Below are 13,212 nucleotides of genomic sequence, written 5' to 3' on the forward strand. Positions count from 1 at the left end.
AAAGGCTTCTCTCAGGCTACTCAGGCGCCCCGCAACTCGCCCCGAACCGGTAACAGGCGAAGCACCGGTGATGCCGCAGCATGATGCGCTCGTCCATGCTTTCCGCCAGGGTGCCGCCCAGGTCGTATTCGGGGTCGTCGTCCACCAGGGTGCAGGCGTAGACACGCACCTGGTCGTTCTTCTTCACCAGCATGCGGGTATAGGTGCACATGAAGTGGGCCCGGCTTTCCCGGGTCGGGTACTTTTCCATGCAGGTTTCGGTGATTTCCGGGCTGCCATCGTCGGTGCCGGGGGTGCCCAGGTCCGGGAAAGCAGTGAAAGCCAGGGTGTCGGGAATGCCCCAGTCACGGAAGATCGAGCGGAAAGCCTCTTCCACCTGTACGGGGTCTTCATCGGTATCCGTCTGGCGGGCAATGGATACCTTGAAACCCTGCTCCACCAGCCACTGGATGCCTTCCAGCGCCTTGTCGAAACTGCCTTCGCCCCGGTCCACGTCGTGGCGGGCCGCATCCGGGAAATCGAGGCTGACGCGGAAGTGGATCGGATGGGGGTTGTCCAGCAGTGGCAGCACCTGGTGTCGACGTTTAAGCAGCGGATCCGTCGCGTTGGTCAGTACAAAACAGGGCCGGTGCTGGCTGGCGTAGTCGAGGATATTGACGAAATCCCGGATCACGAACGGCTCGCCACCGGTGAAAGAGAACTGCTCCACGCCCATGCCCAGGGCCTCATGGATAAAGGGGCGAACATCGCTGAGCTTCATCCCCGGAATGCGCCCGTCGCCCGGGTGCGAGCCTTCAAGACAGAAGGGACAGGCCAGGTTGCAGGCGGTGCCGGTGTGAATCCAAAGCTCCTTCAGACGGTCAGAGTCGATGTATCCACGGGGATCTCCGTCCCGGGTGTGAGTCCAGCTGTCCCGTGCCCGGGGCTCCAGCACTTCGGTCGTGGGTATGATCTTCTCTGCAGTCAGGGGCATAGGCGCTCCGGTTTTATTCTCTGTGATTTCTCAGACACGGCAACGGTCGTTATGTTACAGACTCGTTCTGTTTACGGGCAGAGGCGCCAGGCTGACCACTTCCCAGCCGCCAGCGATGGAACTTTGCCAGCCACGCCAGCACGCCCTGTGGCGCATGGGCCTGCTTCCACACACCCGCAGCGGACTTGGCCGACTCGTTCCAGGTGGGATAGGGATGAATGGTGCCCAGAATCTTGTTGAGGCCGATACCGTGTTTCATGGCAAGGGTAAACTCCGCCAGGATCTCGCCGCCGTGGGTTCCGGCGACAACCGCCCCCAGGATGCGATCCTTGCCCGGAGCGGTAAGCACCTTGATAAAGCCATGATCCTCGTCTTCGGCAATGGCCCGGTCAAGCTCACCAAGCTCGTAGCGGGTGACCTCGTAGGCGACACCCTGGGCCTGTGCTTCCTCCTCACTGAGTCCGACCCGGGCCACCTCCGGAGCGGTGAAGGTCACCCAGGGCAGTACGCGATAATCCACCCGGAAGCGCCTGAACTGCCCAAACAGGCCGTTCACCGCGGCATACCAGGCCTGGTGGGAGGCGGCGTGGGTGAACTGGTAGGGGCCGGCGACATCACCGCAGGCGAATACGTTCGGAAAGCCCACGGACATGTCTTCTTCCACCGGAACGGTGCCATTGCCCCGCGGCTCAATGCCCAGCGCCTCAAGATTCAGGCCTTCGGTATTGCCGGCACGGCCTACGGCCACCAGCACTCGGTCAAAGGCAATCTTCACCCGTTCTCCCTCATGGTCGCACCAGACAAGGTTCTCGCCCTCCTGCCGCTCGAATTCCACTGCCTTGTGGCTGAGCCGGAGATCAATGCCTTCACGACGGAAGGTGTCCATGACCAGTTCCGCCACGTCCGGATCTTCCTTTGCCAGGATACGGCTTCCCGCCTCGATCTGAGTCACCTGGCTGCCCAGGCGGGCAAACGCCTGCGACAGCTCACAGCCGATCGGGCCGCCGCCAAGTACCAGCAAACGCTCCGGCTGCTCTTCCAGGTCCCACAGGTTCTCGGAGGTCAGCGGGTCCATGGCATCCAGCCCCGGAATCGGGGGCACAAAGGGTTTGCCACCAGTGGCCACGACGATGCTCCGGGCGCTGAGCCGTTCGCGGCGCCCATCGTTGTGGGTGACGTCGACTTCCCAGGGCGAGACGAAGGCAGCACTGCCGGCAACCACATCCACTCCCAGGCCACGATAGCGTTCCGGAGAATCGTGGGGCTCCACCTTCGCGATGACCCGTTTCACCCGCCCCATGATGCTGGTGAAGGAGCCCGACACCGGCACGGCATCCAGGCCGTAACGGTCTGCGTTACGCATCGTGTCTGCCGCCCTGGCGCTGCGTATCAGGGCCTTGGAAGGCACGCAGCCGGTATTGAGGCAATCGCCGCCCATGCGATCCCGCTCGATCAGGGCAACCTTTGCCTTCACTGCCGCGGCGATGTACGCGGACACCAGTCCGGCGGAACCACCACCGATGACCAGCAGGTTGTAGTCGAAGCTGTCCGGTCTGGTAAATCCTTTATAAGCCCGGCGACGGCGGATGAACCCGACCACAAACTTGGCGATCAGCGGGAACAGCCCCAGCAACGCAAACGACAGCAGGAGGTCTGCCGAGACAATGTCACCCATGCTCTGGATCTGCGCCAGCTGGGTGCCGGCATTCACATACACAAAGGTACCCGGCAGCATCGCCAGCCAACTGACCAGGGCATAAGTCCGCAGCTTCATGCCGGTCAGACCCATGGTCAGGTTAATCAGGAAAAACGGAAATACCGGTACCAGTCGCAGGGTGGCAAGATAGAACGCCCCATCTTTCTCGATGCCCTCATCAATACGTTTGACGGTGTTGGCATATTTGCGCCGCAGGGTATCCCGCAACAGGAACCGGGCCACCAGAAACGCGATGGAAGCGCCGATGGTGGAGGCCAGGGATACCGTCAGCAGGCCGACCATATTGCCGAAGAAGGCACCGCCCGCCAGCGTCATGACCGCAGCGCCCGGCAATGACAGGGCCGTGACCACAACGTAGATCAGGGCGTAGAGGGAAACCGCCAGTAAAAGGTGCCCGGCAATCCACTGATCAAGGGACGTCTGGTGCCGCTGGAGATTGTCCAGCGTCAGTAATTCCGGGCCGCCTAGGAGCAGGAATGCCCCCACCGCAACCACTATCAACGCCAACACGATCAGCTTCTGTTTCGACATCGTCTATTCGTTCCGTTTCAGAGAATGTGGGTATCCAGACACCCGAATCGACCATGCGTTACAGGTTAACCTGCAAACCTCACAAAAGGATAACGGGTATCTCGCAAAGCCATCCGTAACGGACCATACGAAAAGCGCTGGCCGGGGTATCAAAAAAAAGAGGGCTGATCAGCCCTCTTTTGTCACGGTTACCTGGCCACCTTTATGCCGTGGCTTCCTCCTCATGCGAATGACCGGCGTTGTGGTCCCTGGCCAGCAGGATGTAGAAGGCCGGCAACACAAACACGGTAAACAGGGTGCCGATGCCCAGGCCGGCGACAATGGTCAGACCGATGGCAAAGCGGCTCTGGGCGCCCGGCCCCACGGCAATCAGCAGCGGCACCATGGCAAAGATCAGTGCCAGCGATGTCATGATGATTGGCCGCAGGCGGATTGCCGCCGCCTCCAGCACCGCCTCACGCCGGTTCAGCCTGCGCTCGATCTGCAACTGGTTGGCGAATTCCACGATCAGGATACCGTTCTTGGCCACCACACCGATCAGGGTGATCAGCCCCACCTGGGTATAGATGTTGACGGTGGCAAACCCCAGCACGATAAACGCCATGGCGCCGGCCACCGACAGCGGTACGGACACCAGGATGATCAGTGGATCACGCCAGCTCTCGAACTGCGCCGCCAGCACCAGGTAGATCACCAGCAATGACAGCATCATGGTGACCATCAGGGCACTGCCCTCGGTAGCCAGTTGCCGGGTCTGGCCCATGTAGTCGGAACTGAAGCCCAGGGGGAAGGCCTCGGCGGCGTTTTCCTCCATCCAGTTCATGGCATCCCCCATGGCGACACCGGGCATCACCACACCCTGCAGGGTGATGGAGTTGAGCTGGTTGAACTGGGTTCTCTGGGAAGGTTCCACGCCCTCCTCGAAGCTGACCACACTGCCCAGAGGCACAAGCTCACCGGTGTCCGCGCGGATGTAGTAGTCGTTCAGTGCCTCCTCGCTGATGCGGAAATCCTGTTCCACCTGCGGGATCACCTGGTAGGAACGACCCTCCATGCTGAAGCGGTTGATATAGCCGCCCCCCAGCATGCTGGACATGGCCTGCCCGACATCCTGCATCGACAGCCCGAGATCCGCCACCCGATCGCGGTCCACCTGGATCTGTACCACCGGCTTGTCGAAGTCGATGGACTTCTGCAGGAACATGAAGTTGCCACTCTGCATGGCCTTGCCCTGCAGCTCACTGGCCACCTCGTTGAGCTGTTCGTAATCGCCGCCGGTGGTGATGACAAACTGGAACGGCAGGCCATCGGAGCCAGGCAGGGCCGACGGCGCAAACACTGCGGTCTGCAGGCCGGTGACCTTGTTCAGCTCGGCATTCAGTTTGGGCTGAACCTCAAACTGGGTCACCGAGCGCTCACTCCAGGGCGCCATCTTGAAGCCGCCAAAGACTTCGTTCGGACCGGTAATGCCCAGGATCATGAAGTCTTCCTCGTAGCCCTCCACGGTGGTCATCCGCTGCTGGACCTCAGTGCCCTCTTCCCGGAGGTATTCCAGTGTGGATGTCTGCGGCCCCTTGCCCTGATAGAACAGGATGCCCTGGTCTTCCTCTGGTGCCAGCTCATTCTGGCTGAGCATGAACATGAAGAAGATGGACGCAAAGACAATGACCGCAAAGAAGATCACCACTGAAATCGTGTTCATCAGGGAGGCCAGTGCCCGCTTGTAGAGGCTGGCGAGCCCGTTGAAGGTCTTCTCGACCTTCTGTTCGAAACGGCTGGGGTTGCCATGGGGCTTGAGAACAGCCCCGGCCAGCACCGGCGACAGGGTCAGGGCGACAATGCCAGAGATTATAACGGTACCCGCCAGGGTGAAGGCGAACTCGATGAACAGCGAACCGGTCAGCCCACCCATAAAGCCGATGGGCGCATACACCGCCACCAGGGTGGTGGTCATGGCGATGATCGGAACCGCCATTTCCCGGGCACCGTTGAGGGCGGCATCAAACTTCGATTCGCCCTGCTCGATGTGGCGGTGCACGTTTTCCACCATGATGATGGCATCGTCCACCACCAGCCCGATGGCGAGTACCATCGATAACAGTGTCAGCAGGTTAAGGGAGAACCCCATGACCAGCATGACGAAGGCGCCGCCGATCAGTGACAGCGGCACCGCCACCGAGGGCACCAGCGCCGCGCGCAGTGATCCCAGGCACAGGAACACCACCACCAGTACGATGACAATGGCTTCGAGCAGGGTCTTGATCACTTCATTGATGGAGTCATCGATGAACTGGGAAGCATCGTAGGCGAGGCGCACATCAAGCCCGGAAGGCAGCTGTTCCCTGATCCCCGGCAGTTCGTCCTTGACCAGCTGTGCCACGGTGAGAGGGTTGGCACCAGGAGACATCTCGATGGCCACATAGGTGGCCGGCTGGCCCTTGTACAGGGCCAGGTTGTCATAGCTCTGGGAGCCCAGTTCCACCCGGGCAATGTCCCGCAGGCGGATGATGGAACCATTCGCTTCCTTCACCACCAGGTCCCGGAACTGGTCCAGGTCCGACACGTCAGTGTCACTGGTCAGACTGATCTTGGTGTACTTGCCCTCGGTATTGCCCACGGCCGCCTGGTAGTTGTTCCGCAGCAACACGCTGACCACTTCCTGGGGCGTCATGTCCACCGCCGCCAGACGTTCCGGGTCGAGCCAGGCGCGCAGGGCAAAGGTACGGCCCAGCAGGTCCGCCTTGCCCACCCCGGCCAGGGCCTGCAACTTGGGCTGCACCACCCTTGTCAGGTAGTCGGTGATCTGGGGCACATCCAGGTCGTTGCTGTAGAACGCGATATACATCAGGGCGGTGGAATCCCCGGTTTCCGAGGTAATCACCGGATCCTGGGCATCCGCGGGCAGCACGTTGCGCTGGCTGGCCACCTTGGCCTGGATTTCCGCCAGCGCATCGTTGGCGTCATAGTTCAGCTCCATCTTGGCGTTGATGACGGACATGCCCTGAGAGCTGGTGGAGGTGAGGTAGTCAATACCGCTGGCCTCGGCCATGGCCTGTTGCAGCGGCGTGGTGATAAAGCCCTTTACCAGCTCGGAACTGGCCCCCGGGTACGCCGTGGCAACGGTCACCGTGGTGCTTTCCAGCTTCGGGTATTCGCGGATCTCCATCTCCAGGGCAGCACGGGCCCCGAGCAGCAGGATCAGCAGGCTGACCACCGTGGCCAGTACCGGCCGGTGGACAAATACGTCGGTGAACTTCATTACTCGGACGCCTCCGCCGGCTGATCTTCTTCCTTCTGGATCTCAACCGGCTGGCCCGCCCGCAGTCTCAGCAGGCCCTTGGCAACCACCCGGTCGCCCTCTTCCACGCCACCGGTGATGGCGACCTTGTTGCCCCGCACCTCACCGGTATCCACTGAGCGGCGGGTGACGGTGAGCTGACCACTGTCGTTCTCTTCAATCAGGAACACATAGTCACCATAGGTGTTGTAGGATACCGCCGTGCGCGGCAGGGTCAGCACCGCCTCCTGCTCCGGGTGTCGGGTCATGACCGTGCCGAACATGCCGGGGCGCAGCTTGCCGTCAGGGTTCGCCAGGGTCGCGCGGATACGCACAGTACGGGTTTCCGGGTTGACCGAGGTATTGATGGCACTGACCTCGCCAGTAAAGGTCTCACCGGGGACCGCCGCTACGGTAGCCTCGACTTCATATCCCCGGTCCACCCTGGGCAGTTCCCGCTCTGACAGGGTGTAGTCCAGGTAGATGGGGTCAAGCATGTTGATCTCGACGATAGGGGTGCCGGTGGCTATGTACTCGCCCTGGTCCACCAGCCGCAGCCCGAGGGTGCCGTCGAAGGGTGCGCGGATAACCTTCTTGCTGAGTTGGGCCTCGGCCTCATTGACCCTGGCCCGGGCCGCGTCATAGTTGGCCTTGGCCTCGTCGTACTGAGACTGGGAGACCGCCCGGCGGGGCAGCAGGTCCCCGATACGCTTGAACTCCTGGGCCGCCAGCTGGGCTTCGGCGCGGCGGGTACGCAGGGCCGCCTCGTCAATCTGCGAATCCAGCCGGATCAGCACATCCCCCTTCCCGACCGTATCGCCGGATTCGAACGCGATCTCCTGAATCACACCGGGCACTTCGTTGGCGACGCGGATGCCGTTCACTGCTTCCACACTGCCGACGGACTTGAGGGCGGGAGTCCACTGTTCGCTAGCCACGGTGGTAGCGCTGACCGCCACCGGCGGCTGCGGCTGGGACATCTGCTCCTTCATCTGGCCGAACTGGTAAAACTTGTAGCCAAAAATGCCTCCGAGCACCAAGCCCAGGAGCACGATGACAATGAGAAAACGGAGAAACGTGCGCATGGTTAGCAATCCCTGAAAAAATCAAAGCAAGCCCCGCTGGCTCAGTCGCCCCTGTCGGAGCCTGACACCGGAGAAAGATACAACAATACCGTAATCGCCGATTATTTCATTTTATAAGCAAGCGAAACAGTCTTGTATTCAAGGTTATTTTCTGTACAAAGCAGTGACGTGCGGCAGGCCCCGGTGCCGACAACCATGGCACCGGACCAGGGCGTTCTATCGCAGGATCACCAAAGGCTTTTCGGCTGTCTTGAGCATGGTCGTGGTGGTACTGCCCACCAGGAACTGGCGGATGCGGGAGTGACCGTAGGCCCCCATCACGAGCATATCGATATCATGCTCCTGCTGGTACGCATGGAGGGCCGGCTCCACATCGCCGGCGCGGATGGCCAGCTGGATATCGGTGCCGGGGGCCGCCAGCATGCTTTGCGCCTTTTTCAGCTGCTCCCAGCGGTCACCGGTTTCCGGCCCGACCATCACGATATGCAGCGGCATGCCCTTGATAACCGGGCTGCCCGCGAGCAGCTCCACACTGCGGAACGCGGTATTGCTGCCATCAAAGGCCAGCATGGCGCTTCCGGGCCGTGTGAATTCGTCCGGGACCAGCAGGATCGGCCGGTGCAGGCTGCGGATCACCGTTTCCAGCTGGCTGCCAATGTGCAGGTCACGGTCGGAACTGCTCTCACCGTGCAGGCCCATGACCAGCAACCGGGTCTGATCCTCCAGCGCCAGCAGTGATTCGGTCAGGTCGCCGTGGCGCTGACGCTTTATCACACCCGTGAGGTCCGATTCGGCCACCCGCTGCTCGGCCTGTTCCAGCAGATGATGCCCCTGCTCCAGTGCCAGCTTGCTGCGCTGCTGGTCCAGCTCCGCCAGTTCCTCCAGCAGATGCTCACGGCTGCCCAGGCCGATATTGCCGGCCAGGTCCGGGGCCACCGGGTAACGTTCTTCATCCAGTACGTGCAGCAGCATCAGGGGCACGTCCATATACTTGCTGGCCCAGGCGGCATAGTCACACACCGCCGGGGCGGCCCGGGAGCCATCGATACAGGCGACTACTCGTAGCATGGCGTTCTCGCTTTCGTGGTCATTGTTGAAACGGAACTCGATCACTGCCTCACCAGGGTCGCCACGGCAGAAACACCCCGGAAGCGGGCCCTGTGAAGGTTAACCACCACCTTATCCGGCGCTTCCCTGAAGTCAAAGAATTCGGTGCGTTTTTCCGACCCATTGAAAAAAACCTGACGCGCTGCACGGTAGTGGCGGGTATCGAACCCCGGAAATGACCGGGCAGGTGGAGGCGGGGCCATAGTTCAGAGAAGGGCGGTCATCACTCCCGGACCGGAGATGCAGGGCAGGTTATATCCGGTTGACCTGCTCCAGGAAGGCTGCCGGCAGGATGTCGATGACCGGGCGACGTTCACCGCTGATTTCCGGAGCCGGCGCGTCGGGCTCCTGGGCAAGCACCGAAGGCTGCTCGGACCAGTGCAGCAGTTCCAGTCGCCCATCGTGGCCTTCCACCAGAGCGGTACAGTGCTCCACCCAGTCTCCGTCATTGCAGTACAGGCCGTCGGCGCTGCGCAGGAAGCCCGCGGAATGGATGTGCCCGCAGATAAAGCCGTCATAGTTGCCCTTCTCCGCCGCGGTGAGCGCCGCCAGTTCAAACCGGCGGATAAAGGTACGGGCCTTGCCGATGCGCCCCTTCAGCCACGCCGCCAACGACCAGTAGGGCTTGCCCTGCAAACGACGCCAGGCGGCAAACCAGCGATTCATCCTCAGCAGCAGACCATGGGCGTGATCCCCCACCAGCAGCATCAGAGGGCTGCAACGCACCACCTGATCAAACTGGTCGCCATGACAGACCATGAAGCGCCGTCCGTTCGCGGTGGTGTGCACAATCTTGTGATGAATCTCGACGCCGCTGATGGTCTGACCGCAGAATCGACGCATGAATTCGTCGTGATTGCCCGGCACATAGATCACCCGGGTGCCGCTGTCGGCAATGGCCAGCAGCCGGTGCACCACCGCTTCGTGGCTGGGCGGGAAGTGCACACGCCGCTGCATGGCAATCAGATCCACAATGTCACCCACCAGATAGAGGGTGTCGCAATGAACCTTCCCCAGAAAATCCAGCAGATAGTCCGCCTGACAGTCCGGGGTACCCAGGTGAACGTCGGAAATGAAAACGCTGCGGTACTGTTGCATGCCGGGCCCTGATGATTGCCTTGTCATGGCTTCAGGCTGGCAAAGGGAAATGAAGAAGCCGTGACATTTTGCGGTCAGTTCAGTGAAACCGGCGGAAATGGTGACCCGTACCCATTGAGGGTGGTTGCCGCGACGACCGGATCAGAGCCTGTAACAACCGCAGCCTGCCCGTGTCCAAGGCAGAGCCACACTAATGCGCCCATTCAGGAGCCCGCCATGCGCTACCGAATTACATTGTTATTCGCAGGACTGGTGTCCTTCCTGGCCATGCCGGCAGGCGCCATCGAGGTCGAACGATTGTTCTCCCCCTACCAGAAACTCCTCGACCAGCACCTGATTGAGCATCAGCCGGACGATGGAGGCCTGGTTACGGCTTTCAACTACGACGCCGCACTGGCACACCCCGACACTGACAGCCTGCTGGACGACCAGCGCAAGCGGCTGGCGAAGGTGGATCCTTCCGGGCTGGACGACAGGAACCAGGCGATTGCCTTCTGGCTCAACGCCTATAACTTCTTCATGATCGATCAGATCCTCACCGAACGCCCTGATGGCGAACTGATTTCGTCGGTGTGGGACTATGGTGGTCGTGTAAACCCGTTCACCAAGAACATCTTCGAGCGCCCCCTGTTCAACGTTGGCGGGGAGGACTACTCCCTGGACCAGATGGAGAAGGACATCCTGCTGGGGGAGGAGTACGGGCGAAAAGGCTGGAAAGAGGCCCGGGTTCATTTCGCCGTCAACTGTGCCTCAGTCGGTTGCCCGCCCCTGCGCCAGCAGATCTATACCGCAGACAACCTGGAGCAGCTACTGGCGGAAAACACACGCCTGGCATTCAATACCCCAAGACACCTGGAGATTGCCGGCAGCAACCTGCGCCTGACCGAGCTGTTCGACTGGTACAAGGCCGATTTCGAGGACGAGGCGGGGTCAGTCAGGGCATTTGTCCGGAAATGGGCCGATGACGAGGTCGCGGAGGCCGTCAGCCAGACCAGCGCCATCGAATACATTGACTACGACTGGTCACTGAACCGCCCCGGCAATTTCCCGGAGCTGCGGCGATAACGCCGTCCAGGCACTCTGCCTATAGGGTCCCTCCGCCTGGACCTTCGAGCGGGATATCCGCCCGTTCCGGGGAACCCGGCACCCACTCCCGGCCTTTCAGACCGGGTTGGTGGCAAGGATCTTCTTCAGAAAATCCTTCGTTCGCGGATCCTGCGGGTTATAGAAGATCTCACTGGGAGGCCCCTGCTCCACAATGCGGCCGCCGTCGATAAAGATCACCCGGTCGGCTACGTCCCTGGCGAAGGACATTTCATGGGTGACCACCATCATGGTCTGTCGTTCTGACGCCAGCTGTTTCATCAGCCCCAGAACTTCCTCCACCCACTCCGGATCCAGCGACGACGTGGGCTCATCAAACAGGATAACCTCAGCCCCGGCCGCCATGGCCCGACCGATACCAACCCGCTGCTGCTGGCCGCCGGACATGGACGCGGGATAGGCGTCGGCTTTTTCGCCCAGTCCGATCTGGTCGAGAATCTCGCGCGCCTTTCCGTAGGCCTTTTCTTTGGGCCATTTATCCACCACCAGCAGACGCTCGGCGATGTTCTGCAACGCCGTCTTGTTGGCAAACAGCGCATAGTTCTGGAATACGAAGGCGGTTCGCCGCCGCATGGAGAGGATATCCGACCGGCTTGGCCGCTTCACATCCACAGTGAGGTCGCCCACCGTCATGGTGCCGTCGGTGGGTTGCTCGAGGAAATTGAGGCAGCGCAGCAGGGTGGATTTTCCGGTTCCCGAAGGGCCGATAATCACCACGATTTCGCCCTTCTCAATGGTAAGGTCGATGCCATTGAGGACTACGGTCTCGCCGAAATGTTTGCTCAGTGATTCCAGTTTGATCATCGGCTATAGGCCTTGTTCAGGCGGATTTCCAGGTAGTGTTGAAGCTTGGACAGCAGCTCGACCACGATCCAGTACATGATGGCGGCCACAATGAACGCCTCAAAGTACAGGAAGCTGCCGGAAGCCTCTTTCTGGGTGGCACCCATCAGTTCCGTGACCCCCAGGGTGAATGCGAGAGAGGTCGCCTTGATCATGTCGATGAAATAGTTCATCAGCGTGGGCAACGCCACCCGCGTGGCCTGGGGAAGGACGATCCGCCGCATCATCTGGCCGTTGGTCATGCCGATCGACAGGGCGGCTTCAGTCTGGCTGCGATCAACACCCACAATGGCGGCACGGATTGATTCGGCCATATAGGCGGAGAAGTGCATGGTCAGGCCCATGATGGTTGCGGTAATGCCGTCTATCACTGTTAGCGCACTGACCAGTTGCGGCAACCCGTAGTAGAACAGGAACAGTTGCACCAGCAGCGGTGTGCCCCTGAAGAACGAAATGAACACGATGGTCAGCTGGTTGAGCACCGGAATGCGAAGTACCCGGATGACGGCAAACAGGCAGGCAAGAATCAGTGCCAGCACCATCCCGATGCCAGCCAGTTGCAGGGTCAGGGGCAGGTACCTGAGCAGGACAGGTACCAGCCCCAGCATGTAATCGACGTTCAACACGTCCATAGGGAATCAGGCCTTGGTATGCCCCTCAGGGCCGGGTGATATCGGTGCCAAACCATTTCTCTGAAATGGTCGCCAGGGTACCATCGTCACGCAGGGCCGCCAGGGCCTCGTTGACCTCCTCACGCAGGGCCCTGCCCGCTTCAGTATCGCGGAACGGGTAAGCGTTGGTGATCTGCGAGAAGGTAGGGCCGGCCAGCTCCAGAGGCAGAGGCTTCTCCTTGATGATCTGACTGGCACTGACCCGGTCCATCACGAAGGCATCGACTCGGCCCAGGGCGGTGTCCCGCTCTATGTTGCTATCGTAGGTCTTGATGTCGATCTGGTCCGCGTAGGGCAATTCCTGCAGCAGGTCCTCGAAATTGGAGCCCAGGTTCACGGCAACGGTTTTCCCCTTGAGGTCTTCCACCCCTTCAACGTCAGTATTGCCCTTTTTGGTCACCACCTGGGCACCGTCATAGACGAAGGGATCACTGAAAATATATGCCTCCTGCCGCTCTTCAGTGATGGTGATCTGGTTGGCAACGGTGTCGATACGTCCGGATTCCAGCATGCCAAACAGGCCGGAGAAATTGGCGGTTTCGTACTGGATGTCACGTCCCATCTCCTCGCCAATGGCGTTCATGACATCAACGTCGAAACCCTTGAGTTCATCTTGCTCCACAAAGGTGAACGGGAAATACTGGCCGGACATTCCGACTCTCAGTGGGTCCTCCTGCGCAAGCAATGGGGCGCTTGCGAGCAGAGCCAGCGTCAATAACGTGTTGATCAACAGGGTTTTCATAACAACCTCCTCCCGGCGTGGATCCTACCTGAAGCATAGTCGTGGCTGAAAATTGGGCAATCCT

The 13,212-nt window shown here is 60.6% G+C and carries 10 protein-coding genes; 1 reads left to right on the top strand and 9 read right to left on the bottom strand.

Features of this window, described 5'->3' with window-relative positions; all coding sequences use genetic code 11:
* Window positions 1-16 precede the first annotated feature (16 nt).
* The 6 genes from ACFOZ5_RS00350 to ACFOZ5_RS00375 all read right to left on the bottom strand — a co-directional run bounded on the left by ACFOZ5_RS00350 (window position 17) and on the right by ACFOZ5_RS00375 (window position 9,788).
* On the bottom strand, window positions 17-973 hold the full coding sequence (locus ACFOZ5_RS00350; protein ID WP_379884627.1) for a radical SAM protein: 957 nt from the start codon (window positions 971-973) through the stop codon (window positions 17-19).
* A gap of 49 nt (window positions 974-1,022) precedes the next feature.
* A complete protein-coding gene (locus ACFOZ5_RS00355; protein ID WP_379884629.1) occupies window positions 1,023-3,221 on the bottom strand; it encodes an FAD-dependent oxidoreductase in 2,199 nt (732 codons plus the stop codon).
* A gap of 202 nt (window positions 3,222-3,423) precedes the next feature.
* Window positions 3,424-6,480: an efflux RND transporter permease subunit gene (locus ACFOZ5_RS00360; protein WP_379884631.1), complete on the bottom strand. Its 3,057-nt coding sequence runs from the start codon at window positions 6,478-6,480 to the stop codon at window positions 3,424-3,426.
* A complete protein-coding gene (locus tag ACFOZ5_RS00365) occupies window positions 6,480-7,583 on the bottom strand; it encodes an efflux RND transporter periplasmic adaptor subunit (RefSeq protein ID WP_379884633.1) in 1,104 nt (367 codons plus the stop codon). The genes ACFOZ5_RS00360 and ACFOZ5_RS00365 overlap by 1 nt, the downstream gene beginning before the upstream one ends.
* 216 nt (window positions 7,584-7,799) lie before the next feature.
* On the bottom strand, window positions 7,800-8,651 hold the full coding sequence (locus ACFOZ5_RS00370; RefSeq protein ID WP_379885409.1) for a universal stress protein: 852 nt from the start codon (window positions 8,649-8,651) through the stop codon (window positions 7,800-7,802).
* A 291-nt stretch (window positions 8,652-8,942) separates the two neighbouring features.
* The gene (locus ACFOZ5_RS00375) at window positions 8,943-9,788 is read right to left on the bottom strand and encodes a UDP-2,3-diacylglucosamine diphosphatase (protein WP_379884635.1); all 846 of its coding nucleotides are present in this window, start codon (window positions 9,786-9,788) and stop codon (window positions 8,943-8,945) included.
* Window positions 9,789-10,004: 216 nt separating this feature from the next.
* On the opposite strand from ACFOZ5_RS00375, the gene ACFOZ5_RS00380 reads away from it, so the two are divergent.
* Window positions 10,005-10,853 carry a DUF547 domain-containing protein gene (locus ACFOZ5_RS00380; RefSeq protein ID WP_379884637.1) on the top strand — a complete coding sequence of 283 codons (849 nt, stop codon included), beginning with the start codon at window positions 10,005-10,007 and terminating at the stop codon, window positions 10,851-10,853.
* Window positions 10,854-10,949: 96 nt separating this feature from the next.
* Here ACFOZ5_RS00380 and ACFOZ5_RS00385 read toward each other — a convergent pair whose 3' ends face one another.
* Genes ACFOZ5_RS00385 through ACFOZ5_RS00395 form a run of 3 tightly spaced genes read right to left on the bottom strand, consistent with a single transcriptional unit; the run spans window position 10,950 to window position 13,148 of the window.
* Window positions 10,950-11,696, bottom strand: a complete 747-nt coding sequence (locus tag ACFOZ5_RS00385; protein WP_379884639.1) for an amino acid ABC transporter ATP-binding protein — start codon at window positions 11,694-11,696, stop codon at window positions 10,950-10,952.
* The gene (locus tag ACFOZ5_RS00390) at window positions 11,693-12,367 is read right to left on the bottom strand and encodes an amino acid ABC transporter permease (protein WP_379884641.1); all 675 of its coding nucleotides are present in this window, start codon (window positions 12,365-12,367) and stop codon (window positions 11,693-11,695) included. Before ACFOZ5_RS00390 ends, ACFOZ5_RS00385 begins: the two co-directional genes overlap by 4 nt.
* Window positions 12,368-12,392: 25 nt before the next feature.
* Complete coding sequence (locus tag ACFOZ5_RS00395) at window positions 12,393-13,148, bottom strand: amino acid ABC transporter substrate-binding protein (protein WP_379884643.1); 756 nt, start codon at window positions 13,146-13,148, stop codon at window positions 12,393-12,395.
* Window positions 13,149-13,212: the final 64 nt, after the last annotated feature.

This window comes from Marinobacter lacisalsi (assembly GCF_042651045.1).
Taxonomy (GTDB): Bacteria; Pseudomonadota; Gammaproteobacteria; order Pseudomonadales; family Oleiphilaceae; genus Marinobacter; species Marinobacter lacisalsi.

Bases quoted from the DNA above. Each gene is read 5' to 3' on its own strand.
- ACFOZ5_RS00365 (WP_379884633.1), bottom strand. From the start codon at position 7,583: ATGCGCACGTTTCTCCGTTTTCTCATTGTCATCGTGCTCCTGGGCTTG.
- ACFOZ5_RS00380 (WP_379884637.1), top strand. From the start codon at position 10,005: ATGCGCTACCGAATTACATTGTTATTCGCAGGACTGGTGTCCTTCCTG.
- ACFOZ5_RS00375 (WP_379884635.1), bottom strand. From the start codon at position 9,788: ATGCAACAGTACCGCAGCGTTTTCATTTCCGACGTTCACCTGGGTACC.
- ACFOZ5_RS00355 (WP_379884629.1), bottom strand. From the start codon at position 3,221: ATGTCGAAACAGAAGCTGATCGTGTTGGCGTTGATAGTGGTTGCGGTG.
- ACFOZ5_RS00385 (WP_379884639.1), bottom strand. From the start codon at position 11,696: ATGATCAAACTGGAATCACTGAGCAAACATTTCGGCGAGACCGTAGTC.
- ACFOZ5_RS00350 (WP_379884627.1), bottom strand. From the start codon at position 973: ATGCCCCTGACTGCAGAGAAGATCATACCCACGACCGAAGTGCTGGAG.
- ACFOZ5_RS00360 (WP_379884631.1), bottom strand. From the start codon at position 6,480: ATGAAGTTCACCGACGTATTTGTCCACCGGCCGGTACTGGCCACGGTG.
- ACFOZ5_RS00370 (WP_379885409.1), bottom strand. From the start codon at position 8,651: ATGCTACGAGTAGTCGCCTGTATCGATGGCTCCCGGGCCGCCCCGGCG.
- ACFOZ5_RS00390 (WP_379884641.1), bottom strand. From the start codon at position 12,367: ATGGACGTGTTGAACGTCGATTACATGCTGGGGCTGGTACCTGTCCTG.
- ACFOZ5_RS00395 (WP_379884643.1), bottom strand. From the start codon at position 13,148: ATGAAAACCCTGTTGATCAACACGTTATTGACGCTGGCTCTGCTCGCA.